This is a genomic window from Ornithinimicrobium sp. F0845 (assembly GCF_023015765.1).
Taxonomy (GTDB): Bacteria; Actinomycetota; Actinomycetes; order Actinomycetales; family Dermatophilaceae; genus Ornithinicoccus.
Genome location: NZ_JALKAL010000011.1, coordinates 31,850 through 51,293, shown reverse-complemented (window position 1 = coordinate 51,293; position 19,444 = coordinate 31,850). Strand labels below are relative to the sequence as shown.

Here is a 19,444-nt window from a genome sequence, read left to right as displayed (position 1 = left end):
CGCCGGGCTAGCGCCAGCGGGTGGTCATCATGAACCCGGCCATGATGGCGCCCAGGCCGACCACCAGGTTCCAGTAGCCGATCTTCAGCGGCCAGTCGCCGCTGGTGACATAGAACGTGGTGACCCACAGGACGCCGAAGATCATCAGGCCGCACATGACCGGCACGAACCACGGCGGGTTGACCTGCGGCGGTGCGGCGACGTCGACGGGGCGCTGGTCCTTGCGGGTCTTCTTGACGCGTCCCTTGGACTTCGGCACGACAACTCCTTCTGCTGGGTTGGTCGGGACGGCTGTGCTGCCGCCCGGCTCCGCGACCGGGCAGTATGCCGGGCGCTGGCCCACAGGATACGTGGGCCGGGCGTTAGGCTGGAACCTCACACCGGGAGAGGGACGAGATGAGCGAGCCGAGCGGCCGGGGCGCCTGGCGCGTCCTGGTGCCCGTGATGGCTTTGGGGGCCGGGTTGCTCTTCGGCACCTCCGCCGCCCTGGCCGAGGACGAGCCGGCCGAGCCCGAGACCCTGGCGGGCCTGATCACCGAGCGCACCGCACAGGTGGAGGCGCTCGCCACCCAGGTCGAGGAGCTGCGCACGGAGATCGACGAGGCCAGCGACGCGAGTCCCCTGCCGGCCAAGGTCGACGCCGAGGCACTGGCCCCGCTCGTGGGGTCCGAGGCGGTGCGGGGGCCGGGGGTGCAGGTGATGCTGGACGACGCGGGATACACCCTGGAGACCCTTCCCGCCGACTACACCGTCGACGACGTCGTGGTCCACCAGCAGGACGTCCAGGGGGTCATCAACGCCCTGTGGGCCGGGGGCGCGGAGGCGATGATGGTGCAGGACCAGCGGATCATCTCCACCAGCGCGGTCCGCTGCGTCGGCAACACGCTCTACCTCCAGGGCCGGGTCTACTCCCCGCCCTACACGATCACCGCCATCGGCGACCGGGGCAGCCTGCTGGGCGCCCTCGAGGACGACGCGACGGTCAGCAACTACCGGGCCTGGGCCGAGATCCTCGGGCTCGGCTACCAGGTGACCGAGCTCGCCGAGGTCGAGCTGCCCGCCTTCGTCGGCACGCTGCGCGCCCAGCACGCCACGCCGCTCGGCCCCCGCCCGGAGGTCGAGGAAGAGCTGCCGCTGGGCCGCTGAGCGGGGCCGCGCCCGACGGGCGTGGCGGCCCGCGCCGACCAGAAGCCGGCCGTGACCGTCCAAGGCCCTCAGTCGGTGTCGGTCGGCGGGTCGGGCAGCGTCGGATCCTCGTTACCAGGGGGGTCCGTCGTGGGCCCGGTCGTGGGTTCCGTGGTCGGCCCCGTCGTGGGTCCTGTCGTCGGCTCCGTGGGGTCGGTGGTCGGGTCGTCGGTCGTCGGATCCGGCGGTGGCGGCGGGGTGACCGTCACCTCCGTGGTCTGGGTGATCACCTCCGGTGGCGCCACAGCGACGACCAGCGTGACCTCGGCCTGGTAGTCGACGATGTCGCCGGCCTCGATCGACTGGCTCAGCACGGTGCCCTCCTCGACGTCCGTGCGCTGCTCCTCCTCGATCGTGAGGTTCTCGTTGAGCCGCGCCACCTGCAGGGCGATCCGGGCGTCGACGATGTCGAGGTCGGTGACCTCGGGCATCTCGGTCTGGCCACTGGCCACGATCAGGGTGACCGGGTCATCGGGCGCCTGCTCGTTGCCCGCCGCCGGGTCGGTGCGGATGACGATCCCCTCGTCGAAGGCCGGGTCGTGCTCCTCGACCACCTCGGTCGCCACCGTGAGGTTCTGGCCCTCCAGGATGGAGCGTGCCGAGCTCTCGTCGCTGCCCGAGACGTCCGGTATGGCGATCGCCTCGGGGCCGCTGGAGACGGTGAGCACGACCTCTGAGCCCTCCGCGACCTGCTGGTTCGCCGCGGGGCTCTGGTCGATGACGGTGCCCGGCGCCTGCTCGTCTGCGACGGTCTCGGTCTCTCCCACGACGAGGTTGCGGGCCAGGATCTTGGTCTCCGCGTCGGCCTCGGTGTCGCCGATGACGAACGGGACCGAGACCATCACGGTCTCCTCCCCGTCGCCCGGGCCGAGGGCTTGGAAGACGACCCAGCCGATGCCGGCCAGCGCCAGCAGGCCGAGCACGGACAGGACCAGCCAGCCGCCCGGGTGCCGTTGCTCGCGCACCGGGATCTCGTCGGTGCGCTCGTAGCCGTCGTCGTCACCCGGCTGCTGCGCCTGCGGGGGGAGCCCGCCGGGCCGGCCCCGGGAGGACACGCCGGCGCGCGTCGCGGCCGTTGCGCCGACCGCGGCCGCACCCATCGCCTCCGTCGGGAAGCCGCCGGGTGGCAGCGCGCCGCCGCTGAGCACGTCCGGTGACCCGGCCACCGCACCCAGCGAGGCGAGCGCCGCCTCGCTGATCGGCTGTCCGGCCCGGGCGGCGAGCAGGTCCGCGCGGAACGCGCCGGCGGTCTGGTAGCGGTCGTCGGCCGACTTGCGCAGCGCGTGCAGGGTGATCGCGTCGAGCGCCTCGCTCAGGTCGTTCTGGAAGGCCGACGGGGCCTTGGCCTGCTCGCCCAGGTGCTGGTAGACGAGCGAGACCGGGTCGCCGACGAACGGGGTCCGGCCGGTGAGCAGCTCATAGAGCATGCAGCCGGTGGAGTAGAGGTCCGAGCGGGCGTCCACGTCCTCGCCCTGGGCCTGCTCGGGCGAGAGGTAGCGCGCGGTGCCGAGCACCGACTGGGTCTGCGTCATGGTGGCGGCGGTGTCGGCGAGGGCCCGCGCGATGCCGAAGTCCATGACCTTCACGGCACCACCACGGGTGACCATGACGTTGGCCGGCTTGATGTCGCGGTGCACCAGACCGCGCTCGTGGGAGTAGTCGAGCGCCGACAGCACGGCGGCGGTGACGCGCGCCGCCTCGTCGGGGTCCAGCACCTTCTCGGTGTTGAGGATCTCCCGCAGGGTCCGGCCCTCGACCAGCTCCATCACGATGAACGGCACCGCCACCGGGGCCCCACCGGACTCGCGCATCTCCTGCTCACCGGAGTCGTAGACCGCCACGATCGAGGGGTGGTTGAGCCCGGCCGCGGACTGCGCCTCGCGACGGAACCGGGCCAGGAAGGAGGTGTCCCGGGCGAGGTCGGTGCGCAGGATCTTGATGGCGACGGTCCGACCGAGCCGCAGGTCGTGGCCCTTGTGGACCTCGGCCATGCCGCCCCGGCCGATCAGCTCGCCGACCTCGTAGCGGCCGCCGAGGACCAGCGCTTCCTCACTCATCGATTCACTCCTGCCTCAAGGACCGCGCGCGCGATGGGTGCCGCGACGACCCCTCCGGTCTCTCCGGTCCAGTCCTCTGTTGCGCTCTCCACGATGACGGCCACCGCGATGGTCGGGTCGTCCGCCGGAGCGAACCCAGTGAACCATGCGTGCGCCGCGCCGCTGCTGCCGAACTCCGCCGTGCCCGTCTTGCCGGCCACCTGCACCCCCGGCAGCGCCGCGCGCGACCCCGAGCCCGACTCGACGACGGCGACCATCATGTCGGTGATCTCCTGGGCGGTCCGCTCGCTGGTCGCGGTGGAGAGCTCTCTTGGCTCGGTGGTGTCGATCGGGTCCAGGTCCTTGTCACGCACGGTGTCGATCAGGTAGGGGGTCATCACCTGTCCGTCGTTGGCGATGCCGGCGGACACCATGGCGATCTGCAGGGGGGTGACGCGCACGTCATACTGCCCGATGCCGGTCAGGGCCACCTGGGCGTCGTCGGCGTCCACCGGGTAGCGGCTCGGCGTCACCGGCAGCGGCACCTGCAGGGACTGGCCGAACCCGAAGGCCTCGGACTGCGCGTTGAGGGCCTCGGCGCCGAGCTCGTTGGCGAGCCAGGCGAAGGAGGTGTTGCACGAGACGCGCAGCGAGTCGAACAGGCTGGTCGTGTCGCCGTCGCTGCACGAGGAGCCACCGAAGTTGGGGATCGACGTCGTGGTCCCCGGCAGCGTGTAGCGCAGTGGCGAGGGCAGCTCGCTGTCGGGCGTGAACTCGTTGGACTCCAGCGCAGCGGCGGTCACCACCAGCTTGAAGACCGACCCCGGCGGGTAGAGGTCGCCGCCGATGGCGCGGTTGATCAGCGGGCGCGAGGTGTCCGCGTTGAGCTCCTCGTAGGCTTGCTGGACCGCGCTGAGGTTGTGCGAGCTCACGGAGTTGGGGTCGAAGGTCGGGTGGCTGACCATGGCCAGGATCTCCCCGGTGCGGGGGTCGAGCGCGACCACCGCACCGCGCCGGTCGCCCAGCGCCTCCGACGCGGCCCGCTGGACGTCGGGGTCGAGGGTCAGCTCCAGGCTCGCGCCGCTGGGGTCGCGGCCGAGGATGAGGTCGGGGATCCGACGGTAGAACAGCGAGTCGTCCGACCCGGAGAGCAGCGAGTTCGCGGACCGCTCCAACCCGGCGCCGGCGCCGTAGATGAAGGAGTAGTAGCCGGTGACGTGGGCATAGAGGCGGCCCTGGTCGTAGACCCGCATCCACGACAGGTCGTTGTCGGTGGGCACGGACTCGGCGATGGAGGTGCCCTCGACGAGGATCGCGCCGCGCTCGCGGCCGTACTCGTCCAGCAGCGTGCGCCGGTTGCCGGCCATCTCCCGCAGCTCCTCGGCCTGGAAGAACTGGATGTAGGTCGTGGCGACCAGCAGCGCGGCGAACATCAGGGAGACGACCACGGCCAGGCGGCGGATGGGGGCGTTCACCGGGCGACTCCCGCGTGGGTGCTGGTGTCGAGCTCGGGGTCGTCGGTGACGCGCTCGGCGACGGGTCGGCGGGCGTGGTCGCTGATCCGCATGAGGAGCGCGACGATGATCCAGTTGGCGATGAGCGAGGAGCCTCCGGCGGAGAGGAAGGGCGTGGTCAGGCCGGTCAGCGGGATGACGCGGGTCAGCCCGCCGACGACGACGAAGATCTGCAGCCCGATCGAGAAGGCCAGGCCGGTGGCGAGCAGCTTGCCGAAGCCCTCACGTGAGCCGATGGCGGTGCGCAGCCCCCGCTCGACCAGGAGGGCATAGAGCATGAGCATCGCGAAGATGCCGATCAGCCCGAGCTCCTCGGCGAAGCTGGCGAAGATGTAGTCGCTGTTGGCGAAGTAGGTCAGGTGCGGGAAGCCCTCGCCCAGGCCGGTCCCGAAGAGGCCGCCGTGACCCATCCCCATCAGGCCCTTGGCGACCTGGTCCGAGGACGCGCTCGGGTCGAACGGGTCGAGCCACAGCTGCACCCGGGTCTGTACGTGCGGGAAGAGCCGCCAGGCCACGAAGGCCCCCGCGCAGAACAGCGACAGGCCGATGATGATCCAGCTGACCCGCTCGGTCGCCACGTAGAGCATGGCGACGAAGAGACCGAAGAAGAGCAGCGAGGAGCCCAGGTCGCGCTGGGCGACCAGGATGAGCACCGACAGACCCCAGGCGGCCAGCAGCGGCCCGAGGTCGCGGCCCCGCGGCAGCTGCAGGCCCAGGAAGCGCCGCCCGACCAGGGACAGCGCGTCCCGGGTGGCGACCAGGTAGCCGGCGAAGAACACGGTGAGCACGATCTTGGCGATCTCACCTGGCTGGAAGCTGAACCCCGCGATCCTGATCCACAGGCGGGAGCCGTTCTCCTCGTGCCCGATGACCGGCAGCATCGGCAGCAGCAGGAGCAGGAAGCCGACGACCATCGCGATGTAGGTGTAGCGCCGCAGCAAGCGGTGGTCACGCAGCAGGATGATGACCCCCGCCGCCAGCGCGATGCCCAGCGCGCTCCACAGCAGCTGACGGCTGGCCACCAGGCTGCCGACGTCGCGGCCGGCGGCGTAGTCCAGGCGCAGGATCATCACCAGACCCAGCCCGTTGAGCAGGGTGGCGATGGGGAGCAGAAGGGGATCGGCATACTTCGCCCGCCAGCGCAGCACCAGGTGCAGGCCGACGGTGAAGACGATCAGCAACGCCGCGGTCAACCTCAGGTTCGGCGGGATCTCGTCGTTGACGGCCAGGCCGACGTTGACGTGGGCCAGCAGCACGATGCCGATGGCGAACAGGAGCAGCACGAGCTCGGTCGTCCGCCCCGTGCGCGGCCGGAAGGTGGTGATGGTCGTCACGGCACGCAGTCCACGGTGGGTTGGCGTAGCGGGGGCGTGGGGGCCGTCGTGGCGGCGGCGTCGTCAACCGAGGAGGTCTCGGTCGCGGCTTCGGGGCCGCGCGACGTGGCGGAGGCGTCGTCGGGCCCGGCCGTCGAGAGGGCCCCGTCCGGCCCGGCGGTCGCGGTGACCCCGTCCGGTCCGGCGGTCGCGGTGGCCGTGTCCGGCCCGGCGGTGGTCGCCGTCCCGTCGCCGGGCAGCGGCAGCTGGATGACGTCCTCGCAGCGGGGCAGCGCCAGGAAGCGGAGCTCCTCGACGATCCGGTCGGCGTCGGCGCGGTCATCGGCCGTCAGGGTGTTGATCACCCGGTTGCGGTAGTGCGCCGGCAGCGTCTCCAGCTCGACGTCGGTCTCCTCCTCCGGGCTGGACAGCACGAACGGACCGAGGTCCTGGCTGACGCCGCGGAAGATCGTGACGTGCCCGTTGGCCTCGCCGACGAAGTACTGGCGCTGGGACCAGTCGTAGGTCGCCCACGCACCGACCGTCACCACGGCGAGGATCGCCAGGCCGATCAGGCTGCGACGCATCCAGGTGGCCAGCCCACCGCGTGCCGACTCCTCGGCCAGTTCGGGCGCCGGGTCGGTGCCGTGCACGGTCCGGGAGAGGGCGGCGGCCTTCTCGGCCGGGGTCTGCGGAGTCAGCAGCTGGGTGCCGCGGCGCTCGCTGGCGGCACCGACGACCTGGGGCTCGGTCGTGCCGGTGCCCTCTCCGGCGTCGACGACGTCGGCCACGATCACCGTGACGTTGTCGCGGGTGGAGGCGCGCAGCGCGATGGAGATCAGTTGGTCGGCGACCTTGCCGGGCGGGTCCTCGCTGCGCAGCAGCTCGGCGACCGTCGACTCCGCCACATAGTCGGTGAGGCCGTCCGAGCAGAGCAGCAACCGGTCGCCGGCGCGCAGCTCACGCATGGACAGGTCGGGCCGGTCGTCGGGGCGGCCGGTGAAGACCCGGGTGACCAGCGAGCGCTGCGGGTGGTGCAGCGCCTCCTCCTCGCCGATCCGGCCCTCGTCGAGCAGCTGCTGGACGAAGGAGTGGTCCTTGGTGATCTGCGTGACGCGGGTGCCGCGGCGCAGGTAGGCCCGGGAGTCACCGATGTTGGCCACCGCGAGCTTGGTGCCCGAGCGCATCATGGCGATGCAGGTGGTGCCCATCCCGTGGGTGTTCTCGGACTCCTCGGCGACCTCGGCCAGCCGGTCGTTGGCGTCCATCATCGCCTGCTCGAGCACGACGCTCATGTCGTCGGCGCCGTGGCTCTCGCCGTCCAGGTGCACCAGCTCACCGACCACCAGCGAGCTGGCGACGTCACCGGCGGCGTGCCCGCCCATGCCGTCGCACAGGACGAGCAGCTCCGGCCCGGCGTAGGCGGAGTCCTCGTTACGACTCTTGGTGCCCAGACCCAGGTGGGAGCGGGCGGCGTAGCGCAGCGCGACCATGGGGACTACCGCTGCAGCTCGAGGATCGTCTGGCCGATCCGGATCTGGGTCCCCACCTCGAGCCGGTGGCCGGTCCCGATCCGCTGGTTGTTGATGAAGGTGCCGTTCGTGGAGTCCAGGTCATCGGCATACCACTGTCCGTCCGGGCCCAGATAGAGGCGCAGGTGCCGGCCGGAGGCGTAGTCGTCGGTGAGCACCAGGGAGCACTCCGGGTTGCGACCGATGAGCAGGCCGCCCTCGTTGAGCGGGACGGTGGTGCCGCGCAGGCTGCCGGCCACGACGGCCAGCGAGTGGGGGCCGCGGCGGACCGACCGCGGGGCCCTCCCGGGGGCCCGCTCGGCGCGCCCGGGGGTGCTGCGCGTCAGGACCCTGGTGCCGTAGAGGTCGCCCCGCAGGGCGCCGACCACGCTGAAGACGAAGGCCCAGAGCAGGGCGAGGATCCCGAGCCGGATGATGTTGAGGGTCAGCTCGCTCATCGTGCCCTCTCGACGAGCTCCGCGGGCCTCATCGGCCGCCTTCCGCATGGAAGACGAGCGTCGTGCTGCCCAGCGTCAGACGGTCGCCCTCGGTGAGCTGCTCGGTGCCGATCTGGTCACCGTTGAGGTATGAGCCGTTGGTCGAGCCGAGATCCTTGACGAGCACCTGCTGGTGCGGTCCGTCGTGGGTGATCCGCAGCTCCGCGTGCCGCCTGGAGACGCCGGGGTCGTCGATCACCAGGTCGGCCGAGGCGTCGCGGCCGATCACGGTGACGGCGGCGGTCAGACTGTGCGCCCGGCCGTTGACGTCGATCCACGGCCGTGGGCCACGACCGCTGACCGGCCGCTGGGAGCGGCCCGGCGAGGCCGGGAACTCCCGCGTCGAGGGTCCGCGGGTGCCGCCCGGAGGGGAGTATGACGGGGCACCAGTCCCCGGCTGACCGCCCCGTGCGGCGACGGCCGCAGCGGCGCCGACCCCGGGAGGGGCCTGGCGCGGGCCCGGTGGGCGCTGACCCTGGGCCGGCTGTCCGTGGCCCTGTTGTCCGTGGCCGGATGGACGCTGTCCCTGACCCGGCTGCTGGTGGCCCGGGCCCGGCGGCTGGTGACCCTGGGCCGGGGGGCGGTAGGGGGCGTTCGGGTCGTCTGCCTGCGGGCCCCGCGCGGGAGCCGGCCTGCCCTGCGGACGCTGTTGCCCCGGCATACTCTCTCGATCGAGGGCGGCGGGTCGCAGACCCTCGCCCGGGCGCTGTGCCGGCCGGCGCTGGGCCTGGCGACGGGCGTTCTTGCTCGCGGGACGCACCCGGAAGATGCCGGTCTCCAGCTCGTCGTCCGAGGTCAGCCGCACCTCGACGGTGCCGGCTGGGGTGTAGCGCTGGGCGTCGGCGTGGTCCTCGGCGGCGGCGACGAGCTCGTCGGTCAGGGCGGTGTCGTAGGAGGAGAGCCGCTCGTAGTCGCTCGTGGCGAGCTCGATGGTGAAGACGTTGGGCACCATGGTGCGTCCCGGTCCGAGGACGGCGGCCCGCTCGTCCATCGCCCCACGCATCGCGGAGGCGATCTCGACCGGCTGGACCTCGGCCTTGAACACCTTCGCGAACGGTGCCTTGACGGCCCGCTCGAGGCCGCGCTCGACGCGGTCGATGATCCCCATGACACTCCCTTCGCTGGTCGGTGCCCTCCCGCGCGCAGCGCCAGGTGGGCAGGTGGCCTCTTCGATCGTACTGTTGCACGGGGACTCCGGCGGGCATCCGCGCCGCATCGGAGGTGGCAGGTAGGCAACGCCCGTCAAGGCGTGGCGGTTCCGGTCGCGGCCCGACGCCCAGTCGCACGGGGCGTGACCGGCGCCGATGCGGGATCTGCCTCCGGTGCGTGCTAATCTTGCCCGGCACTCGCGCGAGTGGCGGAATAGGCAGACGCGCACGGTTCAGGTCCGTGTGCCCGAAAGGGCGTGGGGGTTCAACTCCCCCCTCGCGCACCGAGGGGATGTTCCCGAATGTCGGGGTCATCTCTTCCCGAAAGTCCCCGGTCAGAGCGATCTGGCCGGGGACTTCGTCGTTGCTGGCAGCTCAAGGACGCGGGACGGGTGGGCCGTGCTGTTCGCGACCGGTCCTCGAGGTGCTCGCACGCCCTGTGAGGCGTGGTTGAACGCGTGCGAGAACGCGTTCGGGCTGCCGGAGAGCCCGAGCCGGGCAATAGTGCAGCAGGTTGCTGCACAAAGGGATCAAGCGGTGGATAGGAACGCGGCTACGGACGGGCGCCGGGGCTGCGGGCTCGTCGGTCGGTGCGGTAGTAGTGGTCGAGCGGCCGATCATCTGGCTCCTCGTCGAGGACCAGCCGCCAGGGTCGTCGAGCTCGTGGGTGGTGTGCCACTTGTGCAGGCGGCGGACATTCATGCCCAGCAGCGCGAAGGCGGTGAGCAGCCCGGTGGCGGCGCGTCCGCGGCAGCGGATGAAGCCGCGGTTGAGGTTGACGTCGAGGTATCGGGTGAGGCCGTTGAGTCCTTCGATGCGGCTGCGTCGGTTCCAGGACTTCGCCCACGCGGTGCTCTGCCAGGGCAGCGGTTGCCGGTCGCGTTCCAGGGTGGTGACGGGCACGGTGACGGTGGCCCCGCCTCCGCACTGCGTGCCCTCGTCCGGCCAGGGCCGGACCTTTGAAGCGTTGGGCGCCGGTCAGGTGTTCAACGGATTAAACAATATGATTCGATGAGGCCATACCGGATCATCGCTCATAATTATGCAATACTGTCGCGCATGGACACGAGGGACCTCCTTCGGGGTGGCGAGACGCTGACGACCGAGTTCAAGTCTCACCTCAACGATCGGGACCTCGCCAAGGCCGTGACCTGCCTGGCGAACTCCCAAGGCGGCACACTCCTGCTCGGTGTGGATGACGACGGACGGGTCGTAGGTGCCCAGCCGCGCCCTGGCGGCCACATGGATCCGGCGCGGGTGGCGGCATACGTCCAGAACAGCACCGACCCCCCACTTGGAGTCGCGGTGAGGCTGGAGCACATCGACGGACAACAGGTGTTCCGCATTGATGTGCCGCTGGCGACGCCGGGCCCTGTAGCGACCAAGGATGGGTACTACACCAAGCGAGTGCTCGACACCCTCGGCCAACCCCAGTGCGTGCCCATGTCGCCGCAGGAGATCGTGAGCATGGGGATGGTCACCCGCGGGCAGGACTACGCCGCTGCCGTCGCGGTGGGCGCCACCCAGACGGATCTCGACCCGGCTGAGTTCGACCGTTATCGCCGACTCTCCAGCCTGACCAGGGACAGCACCGCGAACCTCCAGGACGAGGACATCCTTCGAGCTCTCGGTTTGGTCCCCCTTGCGGCCCCGGTGAGCCTCGGCGCCATCCTGCTGTTCGGCAGGGTTGAAGCAGTCGCACGATGGGTGCCCAACGCAGAGTTCATCTTCCAGGACCTGCGGGTGGCAAGCCCTTCCAACGAACGCCTGGTCGGGCCACTCCTGCGTGTCACCGAGGAGATGCAGGCACTCATCGATGCGCGCAACAGCGTGACGGAGCTGATGGCGGGTATCCACCGAGTCGACGTCCCGCTCATCCCGTCAGTGACCCGACGCGAAGCAGTCGCGAATGCCATCGTGCACCGCGACTACTCGGCCCTCGGTCCCACGAGGGTGCAGATCGGCGATGCCGAGTTCGTGGTGAGCAACCCAGGCGGTCTGCCACCCGGCGTCACGATCCACAACATCCTGGATGAGTCTCGTCCCAGGAGCCCGATCCTTGCCGACGCCTTCAAGCGGGCCGGACTGGTCGAGCGCAAGGGTAAGGGGGTCAACGAGATGTTCGAGCAGCAGCTGCGGGCCGGCCGCGACGCGCCGAGCTATGCACGCTCCACGACGAACTCAGTCTTGGTTTCCGTCCCTCTCGGAACGGCGGACCTCGATCTGGTCCGCTTCCTGCTGACGTTTGAGAACGAACAGCAGCGCTCTCTGGGGTTGGATCAGTTGCGGGTGGTGCACGAGATCAAGGCGATGGGCTCAGCCGCACCGAGCGAGCTCGCCGAGGCCCTGGCCATGCTCCCCGCAACGGTGCGAAGCACCACCACGCAACTGGTGGAGCTGGGCATCCTCGAGAGCCGAGGCGTCGGCCGGAGCCGACGCCTGCACCTGACTCCCCGGTTCTACGACCTGGCGCAGGATCGGACCGCCTACGTGCGCGTGAAGGGTGCAGACCCCATCCAGCAAGAGCGAATGATCGGTGACTACGTGGATGCGTACGGATCGATCACCCGAGCGCAAGCGGCGGGGCTGTGCCAGGTGTCGCCGACGCAAGCCAGGGGGGTGCTCAAGCGCATGGTCGACCGCGGTGAGCTGCGATTGGTCGGCGAGCGCCGCGGCGCCAAGTACGTCCGGGCATAAGAACTCAAAGGTGTGCCTGGAGTCCACCATCGGCTGTGCCTGGAGAGCAACCATGTGTTGGGTGGACGCATCAGGGAGTTTCGGGAACTACCCACCGAGAGGTAGTTGACGAAACTGCCCGCAGCAGGTTGATGAAAGTCCCGGTCAGAGCGATCTGATCGGGACTTTCGCCGTTCCTGGGGTCGCCAGGAGCAGCGACAGTGCGAAGTGCAGCGATGAGACGCGGTGACGACCGCCGTGGAGGGCCGGTGCGGGGAGAGGGGGTCGGCCGCCGGTGGTGGCCTTTTGCCGTGGCCGAGAGTCCAGTGGCACGTCGACGGACCCTGCCCAGGGGTCGGGCAGTCGGCGGGGTCTCGTGCCAGTCGTGCAGGATGCGGACGTTGAGCCCGGCGAGGCCGAATGCGAGCAGCAGGCTGGTGTGGGCGAGTCCGAAGACACGGGTGTAGCCGCGGTTGATGTCGGCGCAGTGGTTGCGGGCCTCGGCGTTGGTGGACTCGATCGCGACCCGTCGGGAGTGCGAGGCCTTCCAGGCGGTGGTGTCGAACAGGTCACGCTGCCGGGGGCTGGGATTTATGGCGACGGTGCGAAGTGGAATGCGTGGCTGGGCCGTGGGTCGATTGACAATGGTATGAACCCGAAGTGATGCGTCCTCACAAAACTCCCGCTGGTGCTGGGTAGACAGGTCCCGAAGCGCCTCGGTCTCGGCCTTTGACTGCTCAGCCACTAAATTGGTAGTCGTCCTCAGGTTCACTGCCACCGAGCTCAGGCTCTTCGAAGCGTCGTGGAACGGCCCGCCGTCGAGCAGCTCGACGAGGCGACGCGCCGCCACTACTTCTCGGCCTTACGGGTGCGCTTGTACTCCTCAACCATCACATCAACCTCTGCCTCAGTGGCCTGCAGCAGAGCGTCGAGCTTCTCCCCGGCCGCACGAAGGGCGGCAGCGTCGGCGGCCCGGCCCTGCTTGACCGGGATGAAGTAGCCGACGGTCTGGCCGTGACGAGTGCTGGGCCTCCAGTAATCGATGCCTCAACGTGCGGGCAGCTCGGCATGGACTGCCTGGACGTAGAAGGCCACACCGGCGGGGAGGATGTCGTCGTTGAGGTCGTAGTCGGCGCTGTGCAGCGGTGTCCCGCCACGGCCGACCTCCGTTCCGTTGCCGAGGAAGGCGAAGCACGCCGGCACGTGGCGCGCGAGGACGCCGAAGTCCTCGCTCGGCAGGATCGGGGCACAGTCGCCGTCGACCCGGTCGGCGCCCAGCGCCATGACAGCGGCAGCGACCGCCCGTTCCGTGACCTCGCGGTTGTTGATGGTGGGCGTGAACTCGTGGGTGTAGGAGACGTCGGCACGTGCGCCGTGGGCCGTCGCAACGCCTGCGGCGACCTCGCGGATTCGTCGTTCGAGCAGTTCCTGCATCCCCGGGTCAAAGCTGCGGGTGTCGCCGGTGATGCGAACCGTCGAGGGGATGGCGTTGCGCGCCCCGTCAGTCTCGAATCCGGTGCACGACAGCACGGCAGGGTGCACCGGGGGCACGCCGCGCGCCACCACCGTCTGCAGCGCCAGCACGATCTCGGCCCCCACCACGAGCGGGTCGACGACTGCCTCGGGTCGCGCGGCGTGCCCACCGCGGCCGTGGACCACGACCGTGAAGTTGTCCTCGCTGGCCATGATCGCGCCGCTGCGCACGTGCAGGTGGCCGGCCGGGACGCCCGGGAGGTTGTGCAGCCCGTAGAGCACGTCGAGCGGAAGCCGCTCCAGCAGTCCGTCGTCGAGCATCGCCTGCGCTCCACGACCTGGCTCCTCGGCTGGCTGCATGATGAACCGCACCGTGCCGTCGAAGCCGCCACGCTCAGCCAGCACGGCTGCCGCACCGAGTGCCATCGCCATGTGGCCGTCGTGCCCACACGCGTGCATCGCGCCGTCGTTGACCGACCCGTGAGCGCGCCCGGGCACCTCCTGGATCGGCAGCGCGTCCATGTCCGCGCGGAGGCCGACAGCCCGTCTGGACGACCCCCTGGTCAGCGATGCGACGAGGCCGGTGCCGCCGATGCCGCGAGTGACGGCATACCCCAGGTCCTCCAGGGCCGAGGCGAGATAGTCCGAGGTCGCGTGCTCGGCGAACGCGGTCTCCGGGTGCCGGTGGAGGTGGTGGCGCCACGCCCGCAGCCGGTTCGCGAGGGAGGCGTCGGATGGTGTCGTCATCGGGGCTTTGCTGGTCATGCCGAGTCGAGCCCTTCGGTCGAGAGGAGCACGACGACGGCATCGCGAGGCAGGTCGAGGTCAGCCCGTCGGGATGGATCCGTCAACGCAGCCCGCACCCCGGCGAGGGTGGCGGCACCGCACGGGCCGGAGGACGCCCCGCGCGCCGCGAGGTCGCGGGACGCGGACAGCGCGGCCTCGTCCGTGACCGTGACCGCCGCGTCGCACCCGTCACGGAGCGTGGGCCAGGCCAGGCTCGAGACGGTGCCGCAGTTGAGCCCGGCCATCACCGTGTCTGGGGTCGGCACAGACGTGGGTCTGCCGTCATGCAGGCTGGCGAGGACACACGCCGCAGTGTCGGGCTCGACCGCGAGGACCCGGGTCGGGTAGGCGGTCGGGGCGCCTGCCGCACCGTCCCGACGCGCCTCGTGCGGGAGTCGGCCGCGACGGTAGTGGGCGACGACCGCCTGGGCCAGCGACCCGACACCCACCGGCACCGCGAAGAGGTCCGGCTGGCGGCCGAGGGCCTCGTCCACCTCCTCGACCAGGGTTGCGTAGCCGTCGACGATCCACTGCGGCACCTCTTCATAACCCGGCCAGGCGGTGTCCTGGACCAGCACGCGGGGTGATCCCGTCCCCGGTGGCTGCCCGTGCGCGCCTCCCCCGTCCGCATAGGTTGCCGCCGAGCGGACTGCCTCGTCGTAGTCGCCGTCGACCCGGACCACCTCGGCGCCCTCGGACTCGATGAGAGCGGCGGTGCTCTCCGGCATGACGGCCGGGACGAAGATGGTGGCCGTCACCCCCAGTTCGCGCGCCATCCGGGCGACAGCCCGGCCGTGATTGCCGTCGGTGGCGGTCACCAGCCGTGCACCGGGACAGCGCTCGAGCGCCTGCTTGCACGCCCAGGAGGCACCGAGGATCTTGAAGGCGGGCAGGCCCAGCCGCGCCGACTCGTCCTTGACGAGAACCCGACCGACCCCCAGCTCCGCAGCCAGGTCCGGGAGGTCGATCAGCGGGGTCGGTGCATAGCCCGCCAGAGTGCGGTGGAAGTCGCGGGCGGCGCTGGGTGGCGCCGCCGTCGATGACCACCGGCGGTCCGAGGGATTGCTGAACCAGGACGTCATACGGCCAGTGTCGTGGAGAGGATCGTTCGCGTCTAGCGCCTAAACTCGATATCAACCATGCGACAAACCCGAACGATTGGAGTGCCGTGCTGGACCTACGGCGGCTGCGCCTACTCGTGGAGCTGTCGCGGCGGGGCACCATCGGTGCGGTCGCCGAGGCGCTGTCGTACAGCCCGTCATCGGTGTCCTCCCAGCTGGGGGTGCTCGAGCGGGAGGCAGGCGTCGCGCTGCTCGAGCCGGTGGGACGTCGGGTCCGGTTGACCGCAGCCGGCGAGCTGCTTGTCGGCCACGCCGTGCACCTGCTCGCGGGGGTGGAGCGCGCCGAGGCGGGCCTGGCCGGGCTGCACGGCGAGGTGGTCGGGACGGTGCGCGTCGCGGCCTTCCAAAGCGCCGTGCTCACCCTGCTGCCGCCGGCGCTCCTGGACCTTCGGGGCCAGCATCCGGAGCTGCGGGTCGAGGTCACCGAGCTGGAGCCGGAGGCCTCGCTGCCCGCCCTGGCCGGCGGTGACTTCGACCTCGTGCTGGTGGAGGAGTACCCAGGTCATCCACTGCCGCGCACCCTGGGCGTGGACCGGGCGGAATTGCTCTCCGACGGGCTCGACCTGGTGGTGCCGCGGGACTGGGGGCACCTGGAGGTGGGTGACCTGGCGGATCGTCCGATGGCCGGCCAGCCGCCGGGCACGCCCGCTCGGGAGTGGGCGGTGCGAGTATGCCGCGAGGCTGGGTTTGAGCCGGACATCACCGTGACCTCCTCCGACCTGCAGGTCCAGCTGCGCATGGTCGAGCGTGGCCTCGCGGCAGCCCTCTTGCCCGGGCTGTCGGAAGCCTCGTCGCACCCGGGCGTGCGCGCCGTGCCCCTGCCGGGGCGACCACGCCGGCAGGTCCACACCGCGACCCGCTCCGGAGCGGGCGACCGGCCGGCCATCGGTGCCGTCGTGTGCGCCCTGCGGGCGGAGGGCGCCGGTGAGTCACGGCATACGACATGGGTGATTGCCGGTCAGTGACCGAGCGAGTGTCGAGCATCGGGCCGTGGCCCAGCTGGTCTCGCCTTCGCGAGGAGCGTTCAGGCCCCGCCGCGGGTGGTCGCGGCCTGCTCCAGCTGCAGCGCACCCGGGAAGAGGACGTTGTTCTCCTTGTGGATGTGCTCGTGCAGGTCGAGCTCCATCGCGCGCAGCCCGTCGAGCATCGCCCGGTAGGAGCCGCAGGCGTCGTCCGGCACCGCATAGCCACCGGTCGCGGTGTTGAGCTGCTTGAAGAGGTCACCCACCACGGTGTGCTCGTCCACCAGCACCTCGATCTGGGCGGCCAGCGACCCGGTGTGGGCACCGGTCCTCTCCAACCGGCTGATCGCCGGGAAGACCACGCGCTCCTCCCTGGTCATGTGGGGATCGAGCTCGGCGATCGCGGCGGTGAACAGGGCCTCCACGCGGGCCAGCTCGGGGTGGCGCTCGCCGTGCACGCGGGCCACCTTCTCGACCAGGGCGCGCAGGCGCGGCATCTCCTCCCACATGTAGGCGTGGTGGGTGTCCACGATGTCGTGGGCGAGGTCGGCCTGCTCCTGGGAGACGCGCACCGGCGGGCTGGGCGGCGCGGGCAGGTCGAGCGCCCGCACCACCTCGCGCAGATCCACCCCGGCCTCGGTCGTCGCATCGGCGAGGGAGTGCTGACCGTGGCAGCAGTAGTCCAGGCCGAAGGACTCCAGGATCCGGGCCCGCCGGGCGTCCTGGATGACAAGGTCCGCGAGCGTGGCAGACGTCTCAACGGTCATGTCGTCACCGTATCCGAGAGGGACCGCCCCGTGAGCGTGAGAACGGTCACTGCCTCAGCTCCCCACGTCATAGTCGACGACCACCGGTGCGTGGTCCGACAGCCGGATGCCGCGGTGCTCCCGGTCCACCTGCGCCGAGACCGCCGTGCGCGCGAGCCCCGGCGTGGCCAGGTGGTAGTCGATGCGCCACCCGGCGTCACGGGCATACGACTGTCCGAGCCAGGACCACCAGGAGTAGGGCCCCTCGGCGTCCGGGTGCACCGCCCGCACCACGTCGACGAGGGTCCGCGGTGAGAGCAGGGAGCCGATCCACTCCCGCTCCTCGGGCAGGAAGCCCTCGGCCCGCTGGCTGCTCCGCCACCGAGCCACGTCCTGCCAGGTGTGTGCCACGTTGAGATCGCCCATCAGCAGGAACTCCCGGCCGGCCGCCGCCGCGGCGCGCCGGGTCCGTGAGAGCTGCCGGGCAAAGGCAGCCATGAAGCGCATCTTCCGCTCGTAGCGCGCGCCACCGTCCGGCGCCTCCCGCATCCGCCCCGGCTTCTGCAGGTGCGCCGGCAGTCCGCCCTTGGGCAGATAGAGGCTCGCGACCGTGATCGGCGCCTCGGCCAGGTCGACCTCGACATACCGCCCCTCATGGGCATGGCGGCTCAGCCCGCGCGCCAGCGGCACCCGGTCCGGCGCCGGCTCGGTGTGCAGGTGGTCCTCACCCGGCGCCCGGACCAGCACGTCGGCGTCCCAGGTGCGCACCGCCGCCGGCGGCCGGCGGGTCAGCACCGCCACCCCGTTGCGCCCCGCGAGCTGCCCCGGCTCGTAGCTCACGTGATACTCCCCGAAGGCGTCCACCGGCAGCTTGTCCAGCGGTGCCCGCACCTCCTGCAGCGCCACCACGTCACAGGCGCGGCTGGTCAGCCAGTCACCGAACCCCCGACGGTGGGCGGCCCGGATCCCGTTGACGTTGACCGAGGCGATGCGCAGCACCCCGCGAGAGTATGCCGTGTGCTCCCGGCCTGCGTCACCGTCCCGACCGCGCGGTGCTCGTGAGCAGCGTTGCTATCCTGGACGCGGTGCCCGGCACCCCGGACGACGGTTCAGTACCCGGACAAGACAAGACTGGCCAGTTTCTCTGCCCGTCCCGTCTGCCAAGGAAGTGATCGTCATGGACTGGGTTCTGCTGATCGGCTCGGGAGTGCTCGAAGCGGTCTGGGCGACCGCGCTCGGTGTCTCCAACGGACTGCGCCGTCTGCGGCCGAGCATCGTCTTCGTCGTCGCCATGATCGCCTCGGTCTGGGGACTCGCGCTCGCGATGGAGACCATCCCCACCGGCACCGCCTACGCCGTCTGGACCGCCACAGGCGCCAGCCTCACCGTGCTGTGGGCGATGCTGCGCGGCACCGAGCCGGCGACCCTGCTGCGCATACTGCTGCTGCTGGGGATCGTCGGCTGCGTCGTCGGCCTGAAGGTGGTGTCCTGACATGCCCTGGGCGGTGCTGTTGGTCAGCGCGGTCTTCGAGGCGGTCTGGGCGACCGCCCTGGGTGAGTCCGACGGGTTGTCCCGTCTCGGCCCCACGGTGGTCTTCGTCATCTTCTCCGTCATCAGCCTGGTCGGGCTCGGGTGGGCGATGAAGACGATCCCCACCGGCACGGCGTATGCCGTGTGGACCGGTCTGGGTGCCGTGCTCACCGTGGTCTGGGCGGTCGTCACCGGGGAGGAGGCGCTGACGCCGCTCAAGGCGCTCTTCCTGGTGGGGATCATCGGCTGCGCGGTCGGCCTGAAGTTCGCCACCGCTCCGAGGGGCGAGGACGAGGTCCGGGTCAGCCCGGGCCAGCGCACCCCGACCGCGGGGGGCTAGGCACCCGATGGAGGCCCGCACGGTCGGATCGGCCGCGCTCTGACAGACTCGCTGACATGCGCATCATGACCGTTTGCCTGGGCAACATCTGCCGCTCACCCGCCGCCGAGTCGGTGCTGGTCCACCGGCTCGAGCGGGCCGGACTGGACGACGTGACCGTGTCCTCGGCGGGGACGGGTGACTACCACCTCGGCCGGCCGCCGCACGAGCACTCGGTCGCCGAGGGCGAGGGACGCGGCTACGCGTTCACCAGCCGGGCGGCGCAGTTCGCGGCCGAGCACTTCGCCGAGGCAGACCTGATCCTGGCGATGGACAGCTCAAACGAGGCGGACATCCTCGCCCTCGCGCAACGCCCCGAGGACGAGGCGAAGGTCGTGCGGCTCGGAGCCTTCGCCAGCGACGCGGCGGACGAGGTCCGCGATATCCCGGACCCCTGGGGCCTGCCGCGGGACGCCTATGTGCGGATGTACGACCAGATCGAGGACGCCGTGGACGGGCTCGTCGAGGCGATCGAGAACGGCACGGTCGAGGAGGTCCTGGCGGCCCAGCGCGCCCTGCGCTGAACACCGGAGCCGGAGCTGGACAACAGCATCGCACCGTCAAGC

General features: G+C 70.8%; 18 protein-coding genes, 1 tRNA gene and 1 riboswitch. Of the genes, 7 read left to right on the top strand and 12 right to left on the bottom strand.

Annotation, left to right across the window (positions count from 1 at the left end; translation table 11 throughout):
- Window positions 1–7: 7 nt before the first annotated feature.
- Window positions 8–259, bottom strand: a complete 252-nt coding sequence (locus tag MWU75_RS14915) for a cell division protein CrgA (RefSeq protein WP_247092242.1) — start codon at window positions 257–259, stop codon at window positions 8–10.
- A 137-nt stretch (window positions 260–396) separates the two neighbouring features.
- On the opposite strand from MWU75_RS14915, the gene MWU75_RS14910 reads away from it, so the two are divergent.
- Entirely contained in the window at window positions 397–1,146 is a 750-nt protein-coding gene (locus MWU75_RS14910; RefSeq protein ID WP_247092240.1) for a DUF881 domain-containing protein, read from the top strand.
- Window positions 1,147–1,214: 68 nt separating this feature from the next.
- Here the strand turns inward: MWU75_RS14910 and pknB are convergent, their stop codons facing one another.
- Genes pknB through MWU75_RS14880 form a run of 6 tightly spaced genes read right to left on the bottom strand, consistent with a single transcriptional unit; the run spans window position 1,215 to window position 9,164 of the window.
- The gene (pknB, locus tag MWU75_RS14905) at window positions 1,215–3,242 is read right to left on the bottom strand and encodes a Stk1 family PASTA domain-containing Ser/Thr kinase (RefSeq protein ID WP_247092238.1); all 2,028 of its coding nucleotides are present in this window, start codon (window positions 3,240–3,242) and stop codon (window positions 1,215–1,217) included.
- On the bottom strand, window positions 3,239–4,696 hold the full coding sequence (locus MWU75_RS14900; RefSeq protein ID WP_247092236.1) for a penicillin-binding transpeptidase domain-containing protein: 1,458 nt from the start codon (window positions 4,694–4,696) through the stop codon (window positions 3,239–3,241). The genes pknB and MWU75_RS14900 overlap by 4 nt, the downstream gene beginning before the upstream one ends.
- Window positions 4,693–6,069 (bottom strand): FtsW/RodA/SpoVE family cell cycle protein, encoded by a 1,377-nt coding sequence (locus tag MWU75_RS14895; RefSeq protein ID WP_247092234.1) that lies wholly within the window; start codon window positions 6,067–6,069, stop codon window positions 4,693–4,695. Before MWU75_RS14895 ends, MWU75_RS14900 begins: the two co-directional genes overlap by 4 nt.
- The gene (locus tag MWU75_RS14890; RefSeq protein ID WP_247092232.1) at window positions 6,066–7,541 is read right to left on the bottom strand and encodes a protein phosphatase 2C domain-containing protein; all 1,476 of its coding nucleotides are present in this window, start codon (window positions 7,539–7,541) and stop codon (window positions 6,066–6,068) included. The genes MWU75_RS14895 and MWU75_RS14890 overlap by 4 nt, the downstream gene beginning before the upstream one ends.
- A gap of 5 nt (window positions 7,542–7,546) precedes the next feature.
- Complete coding sequence (locus MWU75_RS14885) at window positions 7,547–8,017, bottom strand: FHA domain-containing protein (RefSeq protein ID WP_247092230.1); 471 nt, start codon at window positions 8,015–8,017, stop codon at window positions 7,547–7,549.
- A 28-nt stretch (window positions 8,018–8,045) separates the two neighbouring features.
- Entirely contained in the window at window positions 8,046–9,164 is a 1,119-nt protein-coding gene (locus tag MWU75_RS14880) for a DUF3662 and FHA domain-containing protein (RefSeq protein ID WP_247092228.1), read from the bottom strand.
- Between the two features lie 240 nt (window positions 9,165–9,404).
- Here MWU75_RS14880 and MWU75_RS14875 point away from each other — a divergent pair.
- Window positions 9,405–9,488 (top strand) — tRNA-Leu (locus MWU75_RS14875).
- Window positions 9,489–9,579: 91 nt separating this feature from the next.
- Here the strand turns inward: MWU75_RS14875 and MWU75_RS14870 are convergent.
- Complete coding sequence (locus MWU75_RS14870; RefSeq protein ID WP_247092226.1) at window positions 9,580–10,107, bottom strand: hypothetical protein; 528 nt, start codon at window positions 10,105–10,107, stop codon at window positions 9,580–9,582.
- A gap of 156 nt (window positions 10,108–10,263) precedes the next feature.
- Here MWU75_RS14870 and MWU75_RS14865 point away from each other — a divergent pair, with 156 nt between their 5' ends.
- On the top strand, window positions 10,264–11,901 hold the full coding sequence (locus tag MWU75_RS14865) for a crosslink repair DNA glycosylase YcaQ family protein (RefSeq protein WP_247092224.1): 1,638 nt from the start codon (window positions 10,264–10,266) through the stop codon (window positions 11,899–11,901).
- A gap of 1,026 nt (window positions 11,902–12,927) precedes the next feature.
- Here MWU75_RS14865 and MWU75_RS14860 read toward each other — a convergent pair.
- Both MWU75_RS14860 and MWU75_RS14855 read right to left on the bottom strand, forming a co-directional pair.
- On the bottom strand, window positions 12,928–14,100 hold the full coding sequence (locus MWU75_RS14860) for an amidohydrolase (protein WP_247092222.1): 1,173 nt from the start codon (window positions 14,098–14,100) through the stop codon (window positions 12,928–12,930).
- 14 nt (window positions 14,101–14,114) lie between these two features.
- Window positions 14,115–15,221, bottom strand: a complete 1,107-nt coding sequence (locus tag MWU75_RS14855) for a pyridoxal-phosphate dependent enzyme (protein ID WP_247092220.1) — start codon at window positions 15,219–15,221, stop codon at window positions 14,115–14,117.
- An 86-nt stretch (window positions 15,222–15,307) separates the two neighbouring features.
- Here MWU75_RS14855 and MWU75_RS14850 point away from each other — a divergent pair, with 86 nt between their 5' ends.
- Complete coding sequence (locus MWU75_RS14850; protein ID WP_247092218.1) at window positions 15,308–16,225, top strand: LysR substrate-binding domain-containing protein; 918 nt, start codon at window positions 15,308–15,310, stop codon at window positions 16,223–16,225.
- A gap of 59 nt (window positions 16,226–16,284) precedes the next feature.
- On the opposite strand, the gene ric is transcribed toward MWU75_RS14850, so the two are convergent.
- Both ric and MWU75_RS14840 read right to left on the bottom strand, forming a co-directional pair.
- Window positions 16,285–16,989: an iron-sulfur cluster repair di-iron protein gene (gene ric, locus MWU75_RS14845; protein WP_247092216.1), complete on the bottom strand. Its 705-nt coding sequence runs from the start codon at window positions 16,987–16,989 to the stop codon at window positions 16,285–16,287.
- A gap of 54 nt (window positions 16,990–17,043) precedes the next feature.
- Window positions 17,044–17,967: an exodeoxyribonuclease III gene (locus MWU75_RS14840; protein ID WP_247092208.1), complete on the bottom strand. Its 924-nt coding sequence runs from the start codon at window positions 17,965–17,967 to the stop codon at window positions 17,044–17,046.
- An 80-nt stretch (window positions 17,968–18,047) separates the two neighbouring features.
- A riboswitch (guanidine-III (ykkC-III) riboswitch) is annotated at window positions 18,048–18,108 on the top strand.
- 37 nt (window positions 18,109–18,145) lie between these two features.
- Between MWU75_RS14840 and MWU75_RS14835 the strand changes: the two genes are divergently transcribed.
- Genes MWU75_RS14835 through MWU75_RS14825 form a run of 3 tightly spaced genes read left to right on the top strand, consistent with a single transcriptional unit; the run spans window position 18,146 to window position 19,402 of the window.
- Window positions 18,146–18,460, top strand: coding sequence for a multidrug efflux SMR transporter (locus tag MWU75_RS14835; protein ID WP_247092206.1), 315 nt, complete (start codon window positions 18,146–18,148; stop codon window positions 18,458–18,460).
- A 1-nt stretch (window position 18,461) separates the two neighbouring features.
- Window positions 18,462–18,839 carry a multidrug efflux SMR transporter gene (locus MWU75_RS14830; RefSeq protein WP_247092204.1) on the top strand — a complete coding sequence of 126 codons (378 nt, stop codon included), beginning with the start codon at window positions 18,462–18,464 and terminating at the stop codon, window positions 18,837–18,839.
- 56 nt (window positions 18,840–18,895) lie between these two features.
- Window positions 18,896–19,402 carry a low molecular weight protein-tyrosine-phosphatase gene (locus tag MWU75_RS14825; protein ID WP_247092202.1) on the top strand — a complete coding sequence of 169 codons (507 nt, stop codon included), beginning with the start codon at window positions 18,896–18,898 and terminating at the stop codon, window positions 19,400–19,402.
- The last annotated feature ends 42 nt before the right edge of the window (window positions 19,403–19,444 follow it).

Coding starts and splice junctions, on each gene's coding strand:
- MWU75_RS14910 (WP_247092240.1), top strand. CDS start 397: ATGAGCGAGCCGAGCGGCCGGGGCGCCTGGCGCGTCCTGGTGCCCGTG.
- pknB (WP_247092238.1), bottom strand. CDS start 3,242: ATGAGTGAGGAAGCGCTGGTCCTCGGCGGCCGCTACGAGGTCGGCGAG.
- MWU75_RS14890 (WP_247092232.1), bottom strand. CDS start 7,541: ATGGTCGCGCTGCGCTACGCCGCCCGCTCCCACCTGGGTCTGGGCACC.
- MWU75_RS14885 (WP_247092230.1), bottom strand. CDS start 8,017: ATGAGCGAGCTGACCCTCAACATCATCCGGCTCGGGATCCTCGCCCTG.
- MWU75_RS14880 (WP_247092228.1), bottom strand. CDS start 9,164: ATGGGGATCATCGACCGCGTCGAGCGCGGCCTCGAGCGGGCCGTCAAG.
- MWU75_RS14865 (WP_247092224.1), top strand. CDS start 10,264: ATGGACACGAGGGACCTCCTTCGGGGTGGCGAGACGCTGACGACCGAG.
- MWU75_RS14860 (WP_247092222.1), bottom strand. CDS start 14,100: ATGACGACACCATCCGACGCCTCCCTCGCGAACCGGCTGCGGGCGTGG.
- MWU75_RS14855 (WP_247092220.1), bottom strand. CDS start 15,221: ATGACGTCCTGGTTCAGCAATCCCTCGGACCGCCGGTGGTCATCGACG.
- ric (WP_247092216.1), bottom strand. CDS start 16,989: ATGACCGTTGAGACGTCTGCCACGCTCGCGGACCTTGTCATCCAGGAC.
- MWU75_RS14835 (WP_247092206.1), top strand. CDS start 18,146: ATGGACTGGGTTCTGCTGATCGGCTCGGGAGTGCTCGAAGCGGTCTGG.
- MWU75_RS14830 (WP_247092204.1), top strand. CDS start 18,462: ATGCCCTGGGCGGTGCTGTTGGTCAGCGCGGTCTTCGAGGCGGTCTGG.
- MWU75_RS14825 (WP_247092202.1), top strand. CDS start 18,896: ATGCGCATCATGACCGTTTGCCTGGGCAACATCTGCCGCTCACCCGCC.